The sequence below is a fragment of the Streptomyces griseorubiginosus genome, assembly GCF_036345115.1.
GTDB classification, from domain to species: domain Bacteria; phylum Actinomycetota; class Actinomycetes; order Streptomycetales; family Streptomycetaceae; genus Streptomyces; species Streptomyces griseorubiginosus_C.
In genome coordinates, this window is record NZ_CP107766.1 from 8112731 (window position 1) to 8132115 (window position 19385).

Sequence of the window (19385 nt, forward strand, 5' to 3'; positions counted from 1 at the left end):
CCCCTCAGGTGAGCAGTTCGGCCTCGATGACCGTGACCGCGCGGCCCGTCAGCAGGGTGCGCTCGCCGCGCAGGTGCGTGCGCACCCGGCCGGAGCGGCGTGAGGCCTGGAGGCCGGTGAGAGTCGTACGGCCGAGGCGCTCGGACCAATGAGGGGCCAGGGCGGTGTGGGCGCTGCCGGTGACCGGGTCCTCGTCGATGCCGACGTTCGGGAAGAAGCAGCGGGAGACGAAGTCGTAGCCGAGCTCGGGGTTCTCGGCGCGAGCGGTGGCGATGACGCCGCGCTCCGAGTAGGCGGCCAGGGCCTTGAGGTCGGGGCGCAGGGCGTGGACGGTCTTCTCGTCGGCGAGTTCGAGCAGCAGGTCGCCGATGTTCGGGCCGGTGTCGAAGGCGCTGAGCGGCTCGGCGCCCAGCGCCCCGGCGACCCCCTCGGGAAGCGTGACCGGGGTGAGCGGGGCCGTCGGGAAGTCCAGGGTGATCGAGCCGTCCTCGTCCGGTGTGGCCGTGAGGACCCCGCTGCGGGTGGCGAACCGCACCGGGCCCTCGTGGGCGCCGGTGGTGTGCAGGACGTGGGCCGTGGCGAGGGTCGCGTGACCGCACATGTTCACCTCGGTGGCGGGCGTGAACCAGCGCAGCGCCCAGTCGGCCTCGCCGCCCCCGGGAAGCCGGTGGGCGAAGGCCGTCTCGGCGTGGTTGACCTCCAGGGCGATGTTCTGCAGCCGTTCGTCGCCGGGGAAGGCGTCGTCCAGGAGCAGCACCCCGGCCGGGTTGCCGGCGAAGGGACGGTCGGTGAAGGCGTCGACGATTCGAATGCGCATGGGGCGACGGTAGAGGGCGGATTGGCCTGGGGAACAAGGCCAATCCAGTGCCGCTGGACCGATTCTCGCGGCCGATGGAGTGATCTGACTCACATGGTGTCACGGTGGTCCGCCGCCCGGTGTCTTGAGGTCGAACCCCTTGGGACGGCCGCTGAGACGGCCCGGTATGACGGACGAAGGAGACACCATGAACACCGAGATCCTCGTGATCGGCGGCGGCTACGCGGGCGTCATGGCGGCCAACCGGCTGACCCGGCGCGACGACGTGACGGTGACCCTCATCAACCCGCGCCCGACCTTCGTCGAGCGGATCCGGCTGCACCAGCTGGTGGGCGGGACGCACCCGGCGGTCGTCGAGTACCGGAAGGTCCTGGCCGAGGGGGTCCGACTGGTCGTCGACACCGTGTCCCGGATCGACGCCGACGGGCGCGAGGTCGCGCTGGCGAGCGGCGGCACGCTCGGATACGACTACCTGGTCTACGCGGTGGGCAGCGGCAGCGCCGACCCGAGCGTGCCCGGAGCGGCCGAGTTCGCCCACCCGATCGCCACCCTGGAGGACGCCCAGCGGCTGCGGCCGCTCGTCGAGGAGGTGTCCGCCGCCGCCCCGGTGACGATCGTCGGGGCCGGTCCGACCGGCATCGAGACCGCTGCCGAACTGGCGGAGCAGGGCCACGCCGTGACCCTGGTCTGCGGCGGGGTGCTCGGTCCGTACCTGCACCCCAAGGGCCGTCGCTCGGTCGCGGGGCGACTGGCCGGTCTCGGGGTGACCGTGCTCGAAGGGGTCCGCGTGGCGGCCGTGACCGGCGATGCCGTACGGCTCTCCGACGGCCGTACGATCCCCAGCGCGCTGACCGTGTGGACCGTCGGCTTCGGCGTGCCCGACCTGGCCGTGCGCAGCGGGCTGACCACCGACGCACTGGGCCGGCTGCTCACGGACGAGACCCTGACCAGCGTGGACGACGACCGCATCGTCGCGGCCGGCGACTCGGCGGCGCCCTCGGGCCAGCCGCTGCGCATGAGCTGCCAGGCCGCGATCCCGCTGGGCGCGCGGGCCGCCGACACCGTGCTCAGCCGGATCGCGGGGGAGCAGCCGGCGCCCCTCAACGAGGCGTTCGCCGGTCAGTGCATCAGCCTCGGCCGCAGTGCCGGGATCTTCCAGTTCGCGCGCCGCAACGACGTCGCGGTGGGCTTCCACATCGGCGGCCGCCCGGGCGCGCGGGTCAAGGAGTTCGTGTGCCAGGGGATCGTCAAGCACCTCGCGGGCGAGGCGGGCAAGCCCGGTTCGTACCGTCTGCACCAGGTCTCGGGCGGCCCCAAGCGGCAGGAACTGCTGGCGGCCCGGCGTGCCGGGAACCAGGCCCCGGCCGACGTCGAACAGGTTGCCTAATCCGCCCACGATCGGGGGAGGGACCGGATCATGACTGATCACGCCACCGACACGTTCGTCGCCCACCGCAACCTGCTCTTCACCGTCGCCTACGAGATGCTCGGCTCGGCCGCCGACGCGGAGGACGTCCTGCAGGAGACCTGGCTGCGGTGGGTCAAGGTGGACCTGGAGCGGGTGCAGGACCCGCGCGCCTACCTGGTCCGCATCACCACCCGGCAGGCCCTCAACCGGCTGCGCTCCCTGACGCGCCGCAAGGAGGCGTACGTCGGCCAGTGGCTGCCCGAGCCGCTGGTCACCGCGCCGGACGTGGCCGAGGACGTGGAACTCTCCGAGAGTCTCTCGATGGCGTTGATGTGCGTCCTGGAGACGCTGTCACCGACGGAGCGCGCGGTGTTCGTGCTGCGCGAGGTGTTCGACGTCGACTACGACGAGATCGCGGCCGCCGTGGAGAAGAGTCCCGACGCGGTGCGCCAGATCGCGCACCGCGCCCGCCGGCACGTCGACGCCCGACGGCCGCGCAGAACGGCCTCCGCGAGCGAGACCCGCGCGGCGGTGGAGTCGTTCCGGCTGGCGCTGGAGACCGGGGACCTGCAAGGGCTGCTCGACGTGCTCGCGCCCGATGTCGTCCTGGTCAGCGACGGCGGCGGCATCAAGCAGGCGGCGATGCGACCGGTCCTCACCGCCGACAAGGTCGCGCGCTTCATCTTCGGCGGCATCGCCAAGTTCACCGTCACCTTCACCTGCGAGCCGACCGTGGTCAACGGCAGCCCGGCTCTCGTGCTGCACGTCAACGGCGAGATGGACGGCGTCCTCGCGGTACGGGTCGAGGACGGGCGGATCAGCGGCATGTACTACGTCCGCAACCCGGAGAAGCTGACGCGGGTGGGGGCGGAGACCCCGCTGACCCTGGGGCCGGCGCCGACGGTGGAGTGACGCTGCCCATTGCGCGATCGCGGTGCGGCATCCATCATCAGGAAACCTGTTATTTTAACCTTGCAGCGATGGGTGCCAAGCCATGCCGTTCAGCTCCCGAATCCAGGCCAGAGGGATCCAGCTCCTGCTGAGCCGGGTCATGTCCCGTGTCCACCAGGACCTGCGCTTCACCGACATCCCGGCGCACACCGAGACCCTGCGGGTGGAGACCGGCGCCGGTCCGGTGACCTGCGCCGTCTACCGCCCGACGGCCGGCACCTCCGACACTCCCGCCCCCGTGTACGTCAACTTCCACGGGGGCGGGTTCGTGGTGGCCCGTGCCGAGCAGGACGATCACATCTGCCGCTACATCGCGGCCACGGCCGGCTGTGTCGTGATCAACGTCGACTACGCCGTCGCGCCGCAGCGGCCGTATCCGGCACCCGTCACCCAGGCCTACGACGTCACCGCGTGGGTCGCCGAGAACGGCGCCGTGGGGGGCTGGGACGGCTCGCGCCTCGCCGTCGGCGGGCACAGCGCCGGTGCCAACCTGACCGCCGCGGTGTGCCGGCTGGCCAGGGAGCGCGGCACCTTCACGCCGCGCCTCCAGATCATCGACTCGGCCCCGCTGGACCAGCAGGCGGACCCGGCCACCAAGCGGTCCCTCGTCGCCAAGCCGCTGCTGACTCCCCAGCTCATGCGGATCTTCACTGCGGCCTATGTCCCGGACCCCGCGGACCGTGCCCACCCCCTGGTCTCGCCCGCGCTCGCCGACGACCTCGCCGGGCTCCCGCCCGCGCTGGTCATCACGGCGGAGAACGACCGCCTGCGCGACGAGGGCGACGCCTACGCCAAGGCCCTGGAGGCCGCGGGGGTCCCGGTCACCCACCGCGTCTTCGAGGGTGTCGACCACTACTTCACCCACACGGGGCCGGTGCCGACGGGAAAGGCGGCGATCGACCTGATGGCGAGCAGCTTGCGGGAGGCGTTGAGCGACTGAGGGGAGGCGAGGCGGCTGCCGGGGGACGGCGGAGGCGGTGGCCCGTGTGCTCGTCTGCATCTGGCCGCGCCCCAGGCGACGCCATCGCCCCGGTACCCGCTCGCTCTCCTGCTAGCGTCGTGCGGTGATCTCTCTGGGGGAGCCCGCGTTCTTCACGCGCCTGCGCGATGCGCGGCGGGTGCTTGTCGCCGGTGCGGGCGGTGGTTTCGACGTGTACGCCGGGCTGCCGCTGGCACTCGCCTTGCGGTCCGCGGGCAAGGAGGTCTACCTCGCCAATCTGTCCTTCGCCGATCTGTACGGCCTGGACCTCGATGTGTGGGTGGACCAGGACGTCGCGGCCGTAGGGCCCGACACTCCACTGCGCGGCGACTACTTTCCCGAACGGACCCTCGCCCGGTGGCTCGCGGAGCAGGATCTGCCGTCGACCGTGTACGCGTTCCCGAGTGTCGGGGTCGGTCCGCTGCGGGCGGCCTACCGGACGTTGATCACGCATCTCGGCGGTGTCGACGCGGTCGTGCTGGTGGACGGCGGGACCGACATCCTGATGCGCGGTGACGAACACGGTCTCGGCACCCCCGAGGAGGACATGGCGAGCCTGGCCGCCGTGAACGGGCTCGACGAGGTCCCGCACCGGCTGGTGGCCTGCCTCGGCTTCGGTGTGGACGCCTATCACGGCGTGAACCACTCGCTCGTACTGGAGAACCTGGCCGCGCTGGACCGGGACGGTGCCTATCTCGGCGCGTTCTCGCTGCTCGGGGCCACGCGGGAGGGCGCCCTCTACCTCGACGCGGTGGCACACGCCCAGCGCCACACCGCCAGCCACCCGAGCATCGTGAACGGATCCGTCGCCGCCGCCGTGCGCGGTGACTTCGGCGACGTCCGCTTCACGGAACGGACCAAGGGCGGCGAGTTGTTCGTCAACCCGCTGATGGCGCTGTACTTCTGTGTGGACCTGCCGGGACTGGCCCGGCGCAACCTCTACCTCGGTCTGCTGGAACGGACCGCGCTGATGCGGCAGGTGAGTTCTGTGATCGAGGAGTTCCGCGCCACGCTGCCCCGGCAGCGCCCGCCGCGGGCCTTCCCGCACTGAGCCGGGGTCACGTCACTCCGTCGACTCAAGAATGCGGTCGAGCGTCCGGCGCCCCAAGCGGCTCATCGCCGGGTTGCTCTCGACGTAGTACCAGACAAGGCCCATCGCCTGCTCGAACGCCCATGCCTTGCCGCGCTCCCACTCCAGGTCGTCGCAGGCCAAGGCCCGCCGGAGCACGTCCCGCGGGCCCGGCTGAAGCAGATGCCAGGCGCTGACCAGGTCCAGTGCGGGGTCGGCCGGGCCGAAGCCGCCGGTGTCGAGCACACCGCTGAGCCGGTCTCCCGTGACCAGCACGTTGCCGGGGATCAGGTCGCCGTGGCTCATCACGTCGGCACTCGTGCGGGGCAGCTCACGGAAGCGCCCCCACAGCCGGCGCAGCCGCGGCACGTCGAGCAGCCCTTCGCTCTCCTCGAAGCACTTCGCCATCCAGGCGTCGTGGTCGGCGATGACGCCGCCGCGGTTGTCGCCGCTGAACAGCCGCCCTTGTGTCCCGGCGCCCCGCAGGGCCGCGATGAAGGCCGCCAGGTCCTCGGCAAAGGCGTCCGAGCCGCTCGGGTCGGCGTCCGTGGCGACCGTTCCCGGCAGCCATGTCTGGACCGCCCACGGCATGGGGTAACCCGCCCCGGGCTTTCCCAGGGCGACGGGTTCCGGGACGGGGAACCGGGAGACCCGCGCCAACTCCGCGCTCGCCCGGGCCTCCCGTTCCAGAACCGCCAGCGTCTCGTCGGCGTCGGCCAGGCGCAGCGGGAAACGTGCGGAGAGACCGCTCCCGATACGGAAGATGGCGTGGACCGTCCCGGTCGACGGCAGGGGACGGATCACCTCGCCGCTCCACTGAGGGAACTGCTCCCCGACCAGGCTCGCAACGGTGTCGGTGGTCACGTCCACCTGGTCGTCGTGCATGGTCATTCCCGGAAGCCCCCTGGACCGGATCAGCTGAGACGACAGCCAGTATTCATGCGGCCGGGAGCCGGATCGACCGGGTTTTCCGGCGGCCCTTGTCATGCGAACAGTTCCGATATATCGTTGAAGCATCGCGACAGATCAACGATGGAATGGAGTGATTGCGATGCGTTCCCACGGATTCGAGCGTGGACATGGTGGAGCCGGTCGTCAGGGTCGTGGTGGCTTTGAGGGACGGCGTGGTGCCTTCGGGCCGTTCGGCCCCGGTGGGCCGGGTGGTCCCGGCGGGCCGTTCGGTGGACCCGGGTTCGGTCCCGGGCCCTGGGGGCCGAGGGGCAGGGGCGGACCCCGGGGGCGGGCCCGGCGCGGTGACGTGCGGGCATCGATCCTGGCCCTCCTGAAGGACCGGCCCATGCACGGTTACGAGATGATCCAGGAGATCGCCGAGCGCAGCGGCGGGGCGTGGAAGCCCAGCCCCGGCTCGGTGTACCCCACCCTCCAGCTGCTGGAGGACGAGGGGCTGATCGCCAGTGAGAGCGAGGGCGGCAAGAAGCTGTTCTCCCTCACCGAGGCCGGCCGTACCGCGGCCGACGAGGGCCCCGACGCGCCCTGGGAGGAGGCCTCCCGCGGCATCGACTTCGAGGCGCTCGGTGAGATCCGCCAGGCCGGCTTCGGCCTGATGGAGGCCTTCGGCCAGGTCTGGAAGACCGGCAACAAGGAACAGCGCGACAAGGCGGTGGCCGTCATCAACGAGGCCCGCAAGAAGCTGTACCTCATCCTCGCCGACGAGGACTGACGGTCGTACGGCCGTGAAAGGGCGCCCCGTGGAGCAATCCGCGGGGCGCCCTACGCGTGCGGCCGGCTCACGGCCCGCTCACTCCACCAGTCCGGCCAGCTTCCGCAGGGACTCGTTCAGCGCGGCCGTGCCCGAGTCCTTGAGCTTGCCCGCCATCAGGGACACGGCGGCGCCGGTGAACTCGCCGTCGATGCGGACGTCGGTGGCGTCGCCGTCGGGGGTCAGGGTGTAGCGCGTGGCCACGCTCACCGCCATCGGACCCTTGCCCCGGATGGCGAACAGCCGGGCCGGCTCCACCTGGTCCACGGTCCACTCGACCTCGGCCGGGAAGCCCATCAGCTTCATGTTCTCCTGGAAGGTCGCGCCCACTTCCAGCACCGCCGGGCCGCCCTTGGGGAAGCTGGTGTGGGTCGCATTCCACTCCCCGTACGAGGACCAGTCCGTGAGCTGGGCCCAGACCCTCTCCGCGGGTGCCTGGACGCGTGCATCCGCGCTGATTTCCGCCATGCGGCCACCTCTTCGTGTCGGGCTGTGGTGTCGCGGAAAGTAGCCGCAGGCATCGCAACATTCAATACTGATGAACCGTCAGAAAATGTGGACGCGGCTCAGCAGACCGGCCGTATCGTCGCCGCGTCGAACAGGTCCCACGCGCGCGGGAACGCGCTCTCGTCGTGGCAGTGCCAGGCATCCCAGAACAGGTCCGCGAGCCGCGCGTCCTCCGGGGCGTACACCCGGTACACGTACTGCTTGCCGTCCACGGCCGGCAGGGCCACCAGCCAGCTCCCGCTCTCCACGCCTGTGTGGGACGAATGCCGTCGTACCGCGGTTGCGCGAGGGGCGCGCGGCAAGGCGGCGCGCGCCCACCGGGGCGGAACGGCCTGATCTCCTCCGTAAGGAGGAGATTCCCGCCCCCGGGGTCCGCACTGCGTGGGACGCGAAGATGCTTCCCCTCGGGGATGACTCGCCGCGGTGGAGCTGATGAGGTGGGGGATGTGCACCCCCGTATCCCCCGGCAGTCGGCCCGCGACCAGGGCCGCCCGCCGCAGGTCGCTCCGGACAACGATGCCAGGCTCAGCGCGGAACTGGCGGCGGTCGTGTCCGGCGCCCGCAGGCGCGCGCTCCGGGACGGGGACCGGCAGATCGACACGGCCCATTTGCTGCACTCCCTGCTGGACGCCGACCCGGAGGCCTACGCCGTCTTCGAGGGTGAGCCGCAACTGCCCCGGCTGCTCGGCTACCTCGTGCAGCGCAGCATCGGCTACGGACTGCGCTGGCAGGGCACCGTCGAGGACTCCGGAGCCGTTCCCGTCGTGCCCGCGGCCGGGGACCTCGGCGCTGACTCCGCCCCGGCCGCGGACGAGGGCTACTCGCCGCTCGCCGCCGAGGCGATGCGGTACGCCCAGGTCCGTGCCGGGCATCGTGACGGCGGTCCGGCCCGTGGAGTCGACCTGCTCACGGCGATCCTGGTGAACCCCGAGTCCCGGGCCGTGGAGGTGCTGGCCCGCGCCGGAATCGACGCCGGGGACGTGCGGGCACGGCTCGACGACCTGCTGCCGGGAGGCCTGTGGGGCCACCCGTGGCGAAGGGATCGCTAGAGGAGTCCCACGGTCCAGCCGATGAGACAGGAGTCAACGGGGGTGACGCTCATGTCGTCCCCTGTCATCATGGGTCGGTGCATACCTCTGAGAGCAGCAGGGCCGGTGACGGCAGGGGCACGGGACTCGGTCTCGCGCTGGTGTCCGCGCTCGCCTTCGGTGGATCCGGGGTCGCGGCCAAGCCGTTGATCGAGGCGGGCCTCGACCCGCTCCACGTGGTGTGGCTGCGGGTGGCCGGCGCCGCCCTCGTGATGCTGCCGCTCGCCGTGCGCCACCGCGCGCTGCTGCGCAGCCGGCCCGCCCTGCTCGCCGGGTTCGGCCTGCTGGGGGTGGCCGGTGTCCAGGCCTTCTACTTCGCCTCTATCTCCCGCATCCCCGTCGGTGTCGCCCTGCTCGTCGAGTACCTCGCGCCCGCCCTGGTGCTCGGCTGGGTGCGGTTCGTGCAGCGGCGGCCGGTCACGCGTGCCGCCGCACTCGGCGTGGTCCTCGCGGTCGGCGGTCTCGCCTGCGTCGTCGAGGTCTGGTCGGGGCTGAGCTTCGACGCCCTCGGACTGCTCCTCGCGCTCGGCGCCGCCTGCTGCCAGGTCTGCTACTTCGTCCTGTCCGACCAGGGCAGCGACAGCGGTGAACGGGCCCCCGACCCGCTCGGCGTGATCGCGTACGGACTGCTCGTCGGCACCGTCGTCCTGACCGTCGTCGCCCGCCCGTGGACCATGGACTTCTCCCTCCTCACGCACCACGCCGACATGAACGGCACCCCGGTCGCGGCCGGACTGCTGCTCGGCTGGACCGTGCTCGTGGCCACCGTCGTCGCGTACGTCACCGGCGTGGTCTCGGTGCGCAGGCTCTCCCCGGCGATAGCCGGGGTCGTGGCCTGCCTCGAAGCGGTCGTCGCGACCGTCCTCGCGTGGGTGCTGCTCGGCGAACACCTCTCGGCACCGCAGATCGTGGGCGGTGCGGTCGTGCTCCTCGGCGCCTTCATCGCGCAGTCCTCGACCCCGGCCAAGGGCTCCGTGGAGCCGGTCGCCACCGGCGGCGCCGAAAGTCGGTTGTCCGCCCGGCAGAACGCCGCCTAGGCTCCAGGACCATGCACACGCCGCTGCTCGTCACCCCTCCGCCGGCCGCCTGAGGCGGGCCCTCCGGAGTCCACGCCCGGCAGACCGCCGGGCGTGACGGTGCTGCCCGCAGACGAAGTCCGCGGACCCCGCCACCGAGCGGGCGTCCTCTTCCGAACTTCCGCGCCTCGGCGCATCTGCGGAGAGAACACGTGTCGCATGCTTCCTCAGGCCTGCCCATCGGGCGAGGCCTCGTCTACCTGATCGTCGCCGGTACCACCTGGGGCACCGCGGGAGCGGTCGCCTCCCTCGTCTACCGCACCACTGACCTGGGCCCGGCGGCCCTGTCCTTCTGGCGCTGCGCGACCGGCCTGGCGGTGCTGCTCACCGTCCGCCTCGCACGCTCACGCGACGCCGTCCGCCCCACAAGGCCATCCACGCGTACGGCCGTCTCGGAGCCCCTCCTCCACCGGGCACTGCGCGTCGGTGCCACGGGCCTCGGGCTCGCGGTGTTCCAGACCGCCTACTTCGCCGCCGTACGGTCCACCGGGCTGGCCGTGGCCACCGTCGTCACCCTCGGCGCGGGCCCCGTCCTCATCGCACTCGGCGCACGACTGGTGCTGGGGGAGCGGCTCGGCCGGAGCGGAGCCGTCGCCGTCGCCGGCGCGCTCGCCGGACTCGGGGTGCTGACGCTCGGTGGCCCGGGGGCGGCCGTACGGCCACTGGGCGTGTTCCTCGGGCTGCTCTCGGCGGCCGGATGCTGTGTGATGACCCTGATCACGCGCGCCGCCAAGGCCGACTCCAGCGGCACGTCCATCGGGGTGTTCGCGGTCACCAGCGTCTGTCTGCTGCCGTTCGCGGCGGCCGAGGGCCTGCTGCCGCACACCGCTCAACCCGCCCTGTTCATCAGCCTGTTGGCCTACCTGGCGATCGTCCCGACGGCCCTCGCGTACGGCCTCTACTTCGCGGCCGCCGCGGTCGTCCGCTCCACCACCGTCTCCGTGATCATGCTGCTCGAACCGGTGAGCGCGGCGGTCCTGGCCGTCGTGCTGTTCGGTGAGCGCCTCACCCCGGCCGTCCTCCTCGGCACCCTGCTGATGCTGGGCGCGGTCGCGGGGCTCGCGGTGACGGAGGCGCGCGTGCCCGCCTGACAGGCGAGGGGGCCCTTCTCGGTGAAGGGCCCCCTCGGTCAGGAGTCCTGCCGCCGCAGCAGATGCCCGCGCGCCGCCGCGTCCCCCGGGCCGTCCCGGTCCGCCAGCGCCTGCGCGATCCGGTCCCGCACCTCCGCGGTCCGCTTGCCGGCGTACTTGAACTTCGCCCGCACAGCGGTCACTTCGAGCCGCAGTCCGCGGATGCCCGACAGCATCCGGCCGTACGGCACCTCGCCGACCGCCACCGGAGCGGAGCCGCCCTCCGGCTGGAAGTGGCCGACCTGGAGGTTCAGCAGCGCGGCCTTCTCGCCAGGGTCGTCCACCACATGGGCCCGGCAACGGAGTTGGACGGCCGCGTAGAAGCTCGTGGGTGTGCCGTGGGTGGAGGGGACTCCCGGGTCGGCCTGCCAGGGGCCGGGGACGTAGGCGTAGTCGTCGACCACGCTCAGCAGGACCTCCGGGTTCGCCTCCAGGGCGCCCCACAGCGGGTTGGGGCGCGCCAGGTGGGTCAGGGCCTCGCCGCGCTCGGGGTCGTAGAAGAAGTGGAGCGGCTGGACGAACGGGGGCTCGCCGGAACGCCCGTTGACGGCCAGCTGGCCGAAGTCGTGGACGGCGAGCCACTGTTGCCACTCGGCGTCCGAGCGGGGGGCGTCCCAGGGGTGGATCAGCATCACAGGGCCGTCAGGTAGTCGGGAACCTCGGTGCCCGGGGCGAGCTCGGGGTCGGCGACGGGGGTGCCGTAGGCCTTGTGCAGCGGGAGGACGCCGGCCCAGTGGGGGAGGGCGAGGTCCTCGGGCTCGTCGTTGACCCCGCCGGTGCGGAGCTTGGCGGAGACCTCGTCGAGGTCGAGGCGGATGACGGCGGTGGCGGCCAGCTCCTTCTTGTTGGCGGGGCGGGAGTCCTGGGCGCGGCCCGGGACGACGTGGTCGACCAGGGCGTCGAGGGCGAGGCGCTTCTCCTCGGGGTCGGTGACGTCGTACGCGAGTCCGTGCACCACCACCGACCGGTAGTTGATCGAGTGGTGGAAGGCCGAGCGGGCCAGGATCAGCGCGTCGACATGCGTGACCGTCAGGCACACCGGCAGCCCGGGGTCCGCCTTGCCGGTCATCCGCAGCGGGCGCGAACCCGTCGAGCCGTGGACGTAGAGCCGCTCGCCGACCCGGCCGTACAGCGTGGGCAGCACCACCGGGGCGCCGTCCCGGACGAAGCCGAGGTGGCAGACGTAGCCCTCGTCGAGTATCGAGTGCACCAGGTCCCTGTCGTACGAGGCCCGGTCGGGGGAGCGCGTCGGGACGGTGCGGTCGGTCGGCGCGTAGGCGGTCGGCTCCGGCGTGGTCGCGGTGGTCCCCTGCATTGCGTTCTCCATTGCACTAGTGCATAATCTACTTTGTGCTAGGAGGATATCGGATCTCAGGCCGACGCGCAGCGGAGATTGCGGCGAGCGTCGAGGGCGCGGTGGGTGCGGGCGAGCTGGAGCCCGGTCAACTGCTGCCGCCCATGCGGGAGTTGGCCCTGGAACTGGGCGTGAATCCCAACACGGTCGCGGCCGCGTACCGGACCCTGCGCGAGCGCGGGGTCATCGAGACCGCCGGGCGCCGGGGCAGCCGGGTGCGGTCGAAGCCGGCGACCACGGGGCGCGAGTACATCCGCGTGGAGGTCCCGGACGGCGTGCGGGACGTGGCGAACGGCAACCCGGACCCGGCGCTGCTGCCCCCGCTGGGCCCCGCCTTCGCGGCCGCCGCCGCACAGGGCGACCGGGAGCCGGTCCTGTACGGGGAGGCGACCGTGGACCCCGAGCTGGCGCGGCTCGCCCGCGCGGCACTGGACGCGGACGGTGTCCCGGCCGGTCCGCTCGCCGTCGCCTCCGGGTCCCTCGACGTCATCGAACGCGTCCTGGCCGCCCACCTCAGACCGGGCGACACGGTTGCCGTGGAGGACCCCGGCTGGGGCAGTCTCCTCGACCTGATCCCGGCCCTCGGCCTGCGCATCGCCCCAGTGGGCGTCGACGACGACGGCCCGCACGCCGAGGACGTGCGCCGAGCCCTGGAGTCGGGCGCCCGGGCCCTGATCGTGACGGACCGCGCCCAGAACCCGACCGGCGCCTCGGTGACCGCCGCACGCGCGCGTGCCCTGCGCGCGGTCCTCGCGGACCACCCGGACACCCTCCTGATCGAGGACGACCACGGCCACGGCATCGTCGACCTCCCGCTGCACCCCCTCGCCGGTGTCACCCGGCACTGGGCCTTCGTCCGCTCGGCGGCCAAGGCCTACGGCCCCGACCTGCGGCTGGCCGTCCTCACCGGCGACGAGACCACCGTCGACCGCGTCCACGGCCGGCACCGCCTCGGCCCCGGCTGGGTCAGCCGGATCACCCAGCGGGCCGTGGCGAACCTGTGGGCGGACGGTGTGCTGGACACGGCGAAAGTCGCGGCGGCCTACCGCGAACGCAGGGACCGGTTGATCGGAGCACTGGCGGCCCACGGCGTCGAGGCCCACGGCCGCAGCGGACTGAACGTCTGGATTCCGGTCCCGGACGAGACCGGCGCGGTGGCCCGGCTCCTGCACGCCGGCTGGGCGGTCGCCCCGGGAGCCCGCTTCAGGATGGGGGCGCCCCAGGGAATCCGGGTGACGGTCGCGAGCCTGAAGGCCGATGAGGTTGCCCCCTTGGCGGACGCCGTCGCCAGGGCCGTGGGCCCGGCGCCCGCGCATATCCGCTCGCACCCCCGCGTGGAGAGGTGACCCGCATGCTGAACCTGGAGCGGCTTCGCACCCTCGACGCGCTGGCCCGGCTCGGCTCGGTCAGCGGTGCCGCCGAGGGGCTGCACATCACGACGTCGGCGGTCTCGCAGCAGCTGTCCAAGCTGGAGCGTGAGGTCGGCCAGCGACTCCTCGCCAAGAACGGCCGGGGCGTGCGGCTCACCGACGCGGGCCGCCTGCTGGCCGAGCACGCGGCCCGCATCCTGTCCCAGGTCGAACTCGCCCAGTCCGAACTGGAGGCCCAACGCGGCCAGGTGGTAGGGGAGTTGCGGCTCGCCGCGTTCCCGACGGCCGCGCGCGGCCTGTTCCCCGCCGCGCTGGCCGCCCTGCGCTCGACGCATCCGGGACTGCGGATCAGCTCGCGCGAGACGGAGCCCGAACCCGCGATGCTGGCGGTCCTCCGCGGCGGCTACGACCTCGCGGTCGTCCTGGACTGGTACAACAAGCCGCTGCCCGTGCCGGACGGACTGATGAAGGCGTCGATCGTCGACGACACCGCCGACGTGGCGATGCCCGCGACCCACCGCCACGCGCACCGCGCCGAGGTCGACCTGGAGGACTTCGCCGACGACGACTGGGTCACCTGGGGCGAGAACGAGTTCTGTCACGAGTGGCTGATGCACACCCTGCGCGCCAAGGGCATCGAACCGCGCGTCGCGCACCGCGCGGAGGAGCACGCGACCCAACTCGCCCTGGTCGGCGCGGGACTCGGCGTGTGCGTGGCACCCCGGCTCGGCCGCGGCCCGGTCCCGGACGGGGTGCGGACCGTGCCGGTGCGGCAGTCGGTCAGCCGGCACGTCTACGCGGTGTGGCGTACGGACGCCGACCGCCGCCCGTCGATCCGGGCGGCGGTCGAGGCGCTGAAGTCGGCCGGGCGGCACGCTGTTTGAGCGGGGCCGCCCGGTTGAGCGCGGCAAGTTGCTTGAGCGCGGCAGCCCTTGGCGGGCGGGCGGCCGTGCGAGCTACACGGACCCCAGCTTGCGGAAGTCCCAGGACACGATCTTCTCCGGGGTCAGCCGTATCCACGCGTGCCGCCCGTCGTGCGGCATCTCCTCCAGGCGGAAGTTCTTGCGGGCGAACAGCGTCTCGGGGACGTCGAGTTCGGCGCACAGCTCGCCGGTGCGCGGGGCCTCGCCCACGAACTCCACGGTCCCGGACAGCTCGACGCCCTGGAGCTCGTCGTACTCCTCACCCGTGTCGACCACGATCGCCACCCGCGGATCGCGCCGCAGATCCGTCCAGCGCTTGCTGCGCACGACGGAGTACAGCCACATCGAGGTGCCGTCCCAGGCGAACCACAGAGTGCTCACGTGCGGGGCACCGTCGGCGGAGACCGTGGCGACCCGGCAGGTGCGCTGGCTGGTGAGGAACTCGTCCAGCTCGCCCGGTGTCATCATGATCTTCCGGCCCCGGCGCTGAGTGACGGTCATGGATCCCCCTCTTTCTCTCACGTCGTGTCAGAGGAGATCCTCTGACATCACGTCAGAAAAGGATGGGTCGTCTTCCGTCCCCACGCAATGGTGGCTACTGTCACCGGCTCCGGCCACCCGTGACTAGGGGGAACCGTGCCGTCGTACGAACAACTCAGCGAGCTCCTCGCTCCCGAGAGCACCGTCCTGCTCACCGTCGAGTGTCAGCAGGGCGTCGTCGGACCGGACAGCGCGCTGCCCGAACTCGCCCACGAGGCAAGGAAGTCGGGCGCGCTCGCCAACATCGCCCGGCTCGTCGCCGCCGCCCACGAGAGCGGGGTGCAGGTGATCCACGCGATCGCCGAACGCCGCCCGGACGGGCGCGGCGCGAACCGCAACGCCCGCCTCTTCCGCGCCGCCGAACGTCTGCCCGTCCAGCAGCTGTCCGGGACCACCGCGGTGCGGGTGGCGGCCCCGATCGAGGTCGGCGAGGAGGACTTCGTCGTACGGCGGCTGCACGGGCTGTCGCCGATCCAGGGCACCGAGGTCGACGCCCTGCTGCGCAACCTCGGGTGCCGCACCCTGGTGGTGACCGGGGTGTCCGCCAACGTGGCCGTGCCGAACGCCGTCTTCGACGCCGTGAACCGCGGTTACACGGTGGTCGTGCCGGGCGACGCCATCGCGGGGGTGCCCTCCGACTACACCCCCGTGATGATCCGCCACACCCTCGCCCTGGTCGCCACGGTCGCGACCACCGACGAGGTGCTGGGCGGACTCGGCCGGCACCGGCGCACGCGGGTCAGGCCAGCGTGATCGAGTCCCCGCTCACGGTGATCTGCGCGGCGGGCAGCGGCTGGGTCGCGGGCCCCTTCTTGACGCTGCCGTCCTCGACCGAGAACTCACTGTTGTGACAGGGGCAGACGATGACGCCCTTGGCCACGCTGCCCACCGCGCAGCCCTGGTGGGTGCACTTGGACGAGAAGGCCTTGAAGGTGCCCGCCGTCGGCTGGGTGACCACCACCCCCTTGTCCTTGAAGATCGTGCCACCGCCCTCGGGGATGTCACTGGTCTTCGCCAGGGCGGTGCCCCCGGAGCCGGACGAGGCGCCGCTGTCGGAGCCGGCCCCGCCGCTGCCCGCGTTCTGGTCGGCCTGGCTGGTGGACGAGTCCGAGGAGTCGCTGTCCGATCCGCAGGCGGTCAGCGCGACGGCGAGCCCCGCCGCGCCCACCGCCGCCACGACGGTACGGCGGGCAGGTGCCGGAACGGATTGAGGCAGTTCGCTGGTCATGCTGAACGTCCTTCCAGTGCGGAATTCATGGAACTGTCCAGTGGTACGGCCGGTCGCCGTCCCCTGTTCAGACGATGTCGAGATCTAAACGTGTTCGAGATCAGACGCCCATAAGCCAGAGCTCTCGCTTCGCTGTCGGCCAGTAACCTGGGGCGATGCTCAAGGAAGCCATCGCGACCCGCTTCATCACGCCCCTGCGGGAGGGCGGCTCGCTGCCGGGTCTCGTCGAGGCCGACGACCACGGGACGTACGTCATCAAGTTCACCGGCGCGGGCCAGGGCCGTAAGACGCTGGTCGCCGAAGTGGTGGCCGGTGAGCTCGCGCGGCGGCTCGGCTTCCGGGTGCCGCGGCTGCTGACCCTCGACCTCGACCCCGACCTGGGACTCGGCGAACCCGACGAGCGCGTGCAGGAACTGCTGAGGTCCAGCGGTGGCACCAACCTCGGCATGGACTTCCTCTCCGGCGCCCTCGGCTTCGACCCGCTGGCCTTCCCGGTCGGCCCCGAGGAGGCCGGCCGGATCCTCTGGTTCGACGCCCTGGTCAACAACGTCGACCGCTCCTGGCGCAACCCCAACCTGCTGTGGTGGCGGGGCGAGGTGTGGCTCATCGACCACGGCGCGACCATGATCTGGCAGCACAACTGGCCCGGCGCCGAGAAGTCCGCCGCCCGTCCCTACGACGCCTCGGACCACGTCCTGAAGCCCTTCGCGCCGGATGTCGCCGCGGCCGCCGCCGCACTGGCCTCCCAGGTCACCGAGGAGCTGCTCGCCGAGGTCACCGCCGAGATCCCGGACGCGTGGCTGGCGGACGAGCCCGGCTTCGACACCCCGGACGAGCTCAGAAGGGCCTACGCCCGGCCACTGCTCCTGCGGGCCGCCGCGGTCCACGAACGCATCACGGGAATCGAGGGGGACAAGTGACCGAGCGGCACATCCACATGGCCGGCAGCGTGGTCGAACGCCACGTCATCAGGGGCGGGCGGACCAGTGAACGGGACGTCTTCGAGTACGTCCTGCTGCGGGTCGTCCCCCGGATCGAGCGCGGCGAGTGCATCAACGCCGGCGTGCTCGTGTACTGCCGCGCCAAGGCCTACGTCGGCGTGCGCACCCACCTCGACGAGGAGCGGCTGCGGGCGCTCGACCCGGACGCCGACGTGGCCGGGGTCCGGGCCGCGCTGCGGGCCGTCGAGGCGGTCTGTGCGGGCCGGGAGGACGCCGGACCGGCAGCGCGCGACGACGCCGGACGCCGCTTCCGGTGGCTCGTCGCACCCCGCTCCACGATCGTCCAGCCCGGCCCCGTGCACACCGGACTCACCCTGGATCCGGCGGCCGAGGCGGACCGCCTCCTCGACCTGCTGGTGAGGTAATGGATCACACCGGTCCCGTGGGACGTTGACACCGCGTGCCAGGGCTTCTAGCGTCACGTCTGCCGAAGGTACTAAGCGGTCGCTCACCGACCGGGTCGGGCCGAACGTTCTCAAGGGCGAGGAGAATCAGCAATGTCCACCACTGAGCAGCGGGTAGCCGTCGTCACCGGTGCCGCGCGCGGCATCGGCGCCGCCACCGCCGTACGACTGGCGGCCGAGGGTCGCGCGGTCGCCGTGATCGACCTCGACGAGGCCGCCTGCAAGGACACCGTGGAGAAGATCACCGCGGCCGGTGGCCGGGCGATCGCCGTCGGCGCCGACGTCTCCGACGAGGCCCAGGTCGAGGCGGCCGTCGCGCGCGTGGTCGAGGAGCTCGGCGCGCCGACGATCCTCGTCAACAACGCGGGCGTGCTCCGCGACAACCTGCTGTTCAAGATGAGCGTCTCGGACTGGGACACCGTCCTGAACGTCCACCTGCGCGGCTCCTTCCTGATGACCAAGGCCGTCCAGAAGCACATGGTCGACGCCGGCTTCGGCCGCGTGGTCAACCTGTCCTCCTCGTCGGCGCTCGGCAACCGCGGCCAGGCCAACTACTCCGCCGCCAAGGCCGGTCTCCAGGGCTTCACCAAGACCCTCGCCATCGAGCTCGGCAAGTTCGGCATCACCGCCAATGCCGTCGCCCCCGGCTTCATCGCCACCGACATGACCGCCGCGACCGCCGAGCGCGTGGGCATGGGCTTCGAGGAGTTCAAGGCCGCCGCCGCCACCCAGATCCCGGTCGCGCGCGTGGGCGAGCCCGACGACATCGCCAACGCCATCGCCTTCTTCACGGGCGAGGCGGCCGGGTTCGTATCCGGCCAGGTGCTGTACGTCGCCGGCGGACCGCTCGACTAGGGAAACGGAACCATGACTTCGCAACTCCCCGAGCTCTCGGGCAAGGTCGCGCTCATCACGGGCGCCAGCCGCGGTATCGGTTACGGCGTCGCCGAGGCGCTCGTCGCGCGCGGCGACCGGGTGGTCATCACCGGCCGCAACGAGGACGCCCTCAAGGAGGCCGTCGAACAGCTCGGCTCCGACCGGGCCGTCGGTGTCGCGGGCAAGGCGCACGACGAGGCGCACCAGGCCGTCGCCGTCGAGCGCGCCATGGAGGCGTTCGGCCGGGTCGACTTCCTGGTCAACAACGCCGGGACCAACCCGGTGTTCGGGCCGATCGCCGACCTCGACCTCAATGTGGCCCGCAAGGTCTTCGAGACCAACGTGATCTCCGCGCTCGGCTTCGCGCAGAAGACCTGGCACGCCTGGCAGAAGGACAACGGCGGCGCGATCGTCAACATCGCCTCCGTCGCGGGCATCGCGCCCTCGCCCTTCATCGCCGCGTACGGCGTCAGCAAGGCCGCGCTGATCAACCTCACCCAGCAGCTCGCGCACGAGTTCGCGCCCAAGGTGCGGGTCAACGCGATCGCCCCGGCCGTCGTGAAGACCAAGTTCGCCTCCGCCCTGTACGAGGGCCGCGAGGCCGAGGCCGCCGCGTCCTACCCGCTGGCGCGGCTCGGGGTGCCCTCCGACATCGGCGGTGCCGCGGCCTTCCTCACCTCGGCGCAGTCCGACTGGGTCACTGGTCAGACGCTCGTCGTCGACGGCGGCATCTTCCTCAACGCCGGCGTGGGCTGATCCTCGTCACCTCGTCACCTCGGCACGGGCGTCCGTTGACACCGACGGCGCCCGTGTCGACGCACAAAAGCCGCACATAGGCATCACAGGGTCATCACCGATGAGATGATCAGGCCGCCTGTGGACGAACCGGTTGAGTGTGCGTGGCCCTGCGGTATGTTTTGCCGACTCTCGGCACGGCATTTCGA

General features: G+C 71.9%; 23 protein-coding genes. 15 read left to right on the plus strand and 8 right to left on the minus strand.

Features of this window, described 5'->3' with window-relative positions; all coding sequences use genetic code 11:
• Window positions 1-4 precede the first annotated feature (4 nt).
• Window positions 5-817: a PhzF family phenazine biosynthesis protein gene (locus OHN19_RS36630; protein WP_330268291.1), complete on the minus strand. Its 813-nt coding sequence runs from the start codon at window positions 815-817 to the stop codon at window positions 5-7.
• 187 nt (window positions 818-1004) lie between these two features.
• Between OHN19_RS36630 and OHN19_RS36635 the strand changes: the two genes are divergently transcribed.
• From OHN19_RS36635 to OHN19_RS36650, 4 genes are all read left to right on the plus strand, one after another.
• The gene (locus OHN19_RS36635) at window positions 1005-2204 is read left to right on the plus strand and encodes an NAD(P)/FAD-dependent oxidoreductase (protein WP_330268292.1); all 1200 of its coding nucleotides are present in this window, start codon (window positions 1005-1007) and stop codon (window positions 2202-2204) included.
• 30 nt (window positions 2205-2234) lie between these two features.
• The gene (locus OHN19_RS36640) at window positions 2235-3137 is read left to right on the plus strand and encodes an RNA polymerase sigma-70 factor (protein WP_330268293.1); all 903 of its coding nucleotides are present in this window, start codon (window positions 2235-2237) and stop codon (window positions 3135-3137) included.
• 82 nt (window positions 3138-3219) lie between these two features.
• On the plus strand, window positions 3220-4116 hold the full coding sequence (locus tag OHN19_RS36645; RefSeq protein ID WP_330268294.1) for an alpha/beta hydrolase: 897 nt from the start codon (window positions 3220-3222) through the stop codon (window positions 4114-4116).
• A gap of 124 nt (window positions 4117-4240) precedes the next feature.
• On the plus strand, window positions 4241-5206 hold the full coding sequence (locus OHN19_RS36650) for a DUF1152 domain-containing protein (protein WP_330268295.1): 966 nt from the start codon (window positions 4241-4243) through the stop codon (window positions 5204-5206).
• Between the two features lie 12 nt (window positions 5207-5218).
• Here OHN19_RS36650 and OHN19_RS36655 read toward each other — a convergent pair whose 3' ends face one another.
• Window positions 5219-6115 (minus strand): aminoglycoside phosphotransferase family protein, encoded by an 897-nt coding sequence (locus OHN19_RS36655; RefSeq protein WP_330268296.1) that lies wholly within the window; start codon window positions 6113-6115, stop codon window positions 5219-5221.
• 160 nt (window positions 6116-6275) lie between these two features.
• On the opposite strand from OHN19_RS36655, the gene OHN19_RS36660 reads away from it, so the two are divergent.
• A complete protein-coding gene (locus OHN19_RS36660) occupies window positions 6276-6905 on the plus strand; it encodes a PadR family transcriptional regulator (protein WP_028810074.1) in 630 nt (209 codons plus the stop codon).
• 78 nt (window positions 6906-6983) lie between these two features.
• Here OHN19_RS36660 and OHN19_RS36665 read toward each other — a convergent pair whose 3' ends face one another.
• Together OHN19_RS36665 and OHN19_RS36670 are read right to left on the minus strand one after the other, a co-directional pair.
• Complete coding sequence (locus OHN19_RS36665; protein ID WP_330268297.1) at window positions 6984-7412, minus strand: SRPBCC family protein; 429 nt, start codon at window positions 7410-7412, stop codon at window positions 6984-6986.
• A 98-nt stretch (window positions 7413-7510) separates the two neighbouring features.
• Window positions 7511-7699: a hypothetical protein gene (locus OHN19_RS36670; RefSeq protein ID WP_330269865.1), complete on the minus strand. Its 189-nt coding sequence runs from the start codon at window positions 7697-7699 to the stop codon at window positions 7511-7513.
• 198 nt (window positions 7700-7897) lie between these two features.
• Between OHN19_RS36670 and OHN19_RS36675 the strand changes: the two genes are divergently transcribed.
• From OHN19_RS36675 to OHN19_RS36685, 3 genes are all read left to right on the plus strand, one after another.
• Window positions 7898-8500: a Clp protease N-terminal domain-containing protein gene (locus OHN19_RS36675; protein WP_330268298.1), complete on the plus strand. Its 603-nt coding sequence runs from the start codon at window positions 7898-7900 to the stop codon at window positions 8498-8500.
• A gap of 77 nt (window positions 8501-8577) precedes the next feature.
• On the plus strand, window positions 8578-9576 hold the full coding sequence (locus OHN19_RS36680) for a DMT family transporter (protein ID WP_330268299.1): 999 nt from the start codon (window positions 8578-8580) through the stop codon (window positions 9574-9576).
• Window positions 9577-9767: 191 nt separating this feature from the next.
• Window positions 9768-10706, plus strand: coding sequence for a DMT family transporter (locus OHN19_RS36685; RefSeq protein ID WP_330268300.1), 939 nt, complete (start codon window positions 9768-9770; stop codon window positions 10704-10706).
• 38 nt (window positions 10707-10744) lie between these two features.
• On the opposite strand, the gene OHN19_RS36690 is transcribed toward OHN19_RS36685, so the two are convergent.
• Together OHN19_RS36690 and OHN19_RS36695 are read right to left on the minus strand one after the other, a co-directional pair.
• Window positions 10745-11377 carry an FMN-binding negative transcriptional regulator gene (locus tag OHN19_RS36690; protein ID WP_330268301.1) on the minus strand — a complete coding sequence of 211 codons (633 nt, stop codon included), beginning with the start codon at window positions 11375-11377 and terminating at the stop codon, window positions 10745-10747.
• Window positions 11377-12060 carry a pyridoxamine 5'-phosphate oxidase family protein gene (locus OHN19_RS36695; protein WP_330268302.1) on the minus strand — a complete coding sequence of 228 codons (684 nt, stop codon included), beginning with the start codon at window positions 12058-12060 and terminating at the stop codon, window positions 11377-11379. Before OHN19_RS36695 ends, OHN19_RS36690 begins: the two co-directional genes overlap by 1 nt.
• A gap of 35 nt (window positions 12061-12095) precedes the next feature.
• Between OHN19_RS36695 and OHN19_RS36700 the strand changes: the two genes are divergently transcribed.
• Entirely contained in the window at window positions 12096-13445 is a 1350-nt protein-coding gene (locus tag OHN19_RS36700; protein WP_330268303.1) for an aminotransferase class I/II-fold pyridoxal phosphate-dependent enzyme, read from the plus strand.
• A 5-nt stretch (window positions 13446-13450) separates the two neighbouring features.
• Window positions 13451-14353: a LysR family transcriptional regulator gene (locus OHN19_RS36705; RefSeq protein WP_330268304.1), complete on the plus strand. Its 903-nt coding sequence runs from the start codon at window positions 13451-13453 to the stop codon at window positions 14351-14353.
• A gap of 72 nt (window positions 14354-14425) precedes the next feature.
• Here OHN19_RS36705 and OHN19_RS36710 read toward each other — a convergent pair whose 3' ends face one another.
• The gene (locus OHN19_RS36710; protein WP_330268305.1) at window positions 14426-14893 is read right to left on the minus strand and encodes a pyridoxamine 5'-phosphate oxidase family protein; all 468 of its coding nucleotides are present in this window, start codon (window positions 14891-14893) and stop codon (window positions 14426-14428) included.
• A 135-nt stretch (window positions 14894-15028) separates the two neighbouring features.
• Between OHN19_RS36710 and OHN19_RS36715 the strand changes: the two genes are divergently transcribed.
• The gene (locus OHN19_RS36715) at window positions 15029-15685 is read left to right on the plus strand and encodes a cysteine hydrolase (protein ID WP_330268306.1); all 657 of its coding nucleotides are present in this window, start codon (window positions 15029-15031) and stop codon (window positions 15683-15685) included.
• On the opposite strand, the gene OHN19_RS36720 is transcribed toward OHN19_RS36715, so the two are convergent.
• A complete protein-coding gene (locus OHN19_RS36720) occupies window positions 15672-16160 on the minus strand; it encodes a Rieske (2Fe-2S) protein (RefSeq protein ID WP_330268307.1) in 489 nt (162 codons plus the stop codon). The genes OHN19_RS36715 and OHN19_RS36720 overlap by 14 nt on opposite strands.
• A gap of 155 nt (window positions 16161-16315) precedes the next feature.
• Here OHN19_RS36720 and OHN19_RS36725 point away from each other — a divergent pair, with 155 nt between their 5' ends.
• The 4 genes from OHN19_RS36725 (at window position 16316) to OHN19_RS36740 (ending at window position 19197) form a co-directional block, all read left to right on the plus strand.
• Complete coding sequence (locus OHN19_RS36725) at window positions 16316-17080, plus strand: HipA family kinase (protein ID WP_330268308.1); 765 nt, start codon at window positions 16316-16318, stop codon at window positions 17078-17080.
• Window positions 17077-17526 carry a DUF3037 domain-containing protein gene (locus OHN19_RS36730; protein WP_330268309.1) on the plus strand — a complete coding sequence of 150 codons (450 nt, stop codon included), beginning with the start codon at window positions 17077-17079 and terminating at the stop codon, window positions 17524-17526. The genes OHN19_RS36725 and OHN19_RS36730 overlap by 4 nt, the downstream gene beginning before the upstream one ends.
• A gap of 132 nt (window positions 17527-17658) precedes the next feature.
• Window positions 17659-18420: a 3-oxoacyl-ACP reductase FabG gene (gene fabG, locus OHN19_RS36735; RefSeq protein ID WP_330268310.1), complete on the plus strand. Its 762-nt coding sequence runs from the start codon at window positions 17659-17661 to the stop codon at window positions 18418-18420.
• A 12-nt stretch (window positions 18421-18432) separates the two neighbouring features.
• Window positions 18433-19197: an SDR family oxidoreductase gene (locus OHN19_RS36740; RefSeq protein WP_330268311.1), complete on the plus strand. Its 765-nt coding sequence runs from the start codon at window positions 18433-18435 to the stop codon at window positions 19195-19197.
• The last annotated feature ends 188 nt before the right edge of the window (window positions 19198-19385 follow it).

What these genes read in the sequence shown, in the direction of transcription:
- OHN19_RS36645 (WP_330268294.1), top strand. Translation starts at nt 3,220, where the DNA reads ATGCCGTTCAGCTCCCGAATCCAGGCCAGAGGGATCCAGCTCCTGCTG.
- OHN19_RS36690 (WP_330268301.1), bottom strand. Translation starts at nt 11,377, where the DNA reads ATGCTGATCCACCCCTGGGACGCCCCCCGCTCGGACGCCGAGTGGCAA.
- OHN19_RS36635 (WP_330268292.1), top strand. Translation starts at nt 1,005, where the DNA reads ATGAACACCGAGATCCTCGTGATCGGCGGCGGCTACGCGGGCGTCATG.
- OHN19_RS36710 (WP_330268305.1), bottom strand. Translation starts at nt 14,893, where the DNA reads ATGACCGTCACTCAGCGCCGGGGCCGGAAGATCATGATGACACCGGGC.
- OHN19_RS36665 (WP_330268297.1), bottom strand. Translation starts at nt 7,412, where the DNA reads ATGGCGGAAATCAGCGCGGATGCACGCGTCCAGGCACCCGCGGAGAGG.
- OHN19_RS36695 (WP_330268302.1), bottom strand. Translation starts at nt 12,060, where the DNA reads ATGCAGGGGACCACCGCGACCACGCCGGAGCCGACCGCCTACGCGCCG.
- OHN19_RS36655 (WP_330268296.1), bottom strand. Translation starts at nt 6,115, where the DNA reads ATGACCATGCACGACGACCAGGTGGACGTGACCACCGACACCGTTGCG.
- OHN19_RS36725 (WP_330268308.1), top strand. Translation starts at nt 16,316, where the DNA reads ATGCTCAAGGAAGCCATCGCGACCCGCTTCATCACGCCCCTGCGGGAG.
- OHN19_RS36740 (WP_330268311.1), top strand. Translation starts at nt 18,433, where the DNA reads ATGACTTCGCAACTCCCCGAGCTCTCGGGCAAGGTCGCGCTCATCACG.
- OHN19_RS36705 (WP_330268304.1), top strand. Translation starts at nt 13,451, where the DNA reads ATGCTGAACCTGGAGCGGCTTCGCACCCTCGACGCGCTGGCCCGGCTC.
- OHN19_RS36640 (WP_330268293.1), top strand. Translation starts at nt 2,235, where the DNA reads ATGACTGATCACGCCACCGACACGTTCGTCGCCCACCGCAACCTGCTC.
- fabG (WP_330268310.1), top strand. Translation starts at nt 17,659, where the DNA reads ATGTCCACCACTGAGCAGCGGGTAGCCGTCGTCACCGGTGCCGCGCGC.
- OHN19_RS36630 (WP_330268291.1), bottom strand. Translation starts at nt 817, where the DNA reads ATGCGCATTCGAATCGTCGACGCCTTCACCGACCGTCCCTTCGCCGGC.
- OHN19_RS36660 (WP_028810074.1), top strand. Translation starts at nt 6,276, where the DNA reads ATGCGTTCCCACGGATTCGAGCGTGGACATGGTGGAGCCGGTCGTCAG.
- OHN19_RS36720 (WP_330268307.1), bottom strand. Translation starts at nt 16,160, where the DNA reads ATGACCAGCGAACTGCCTCAATCCGTTCCGGCACCTGCCCGCCGTACC.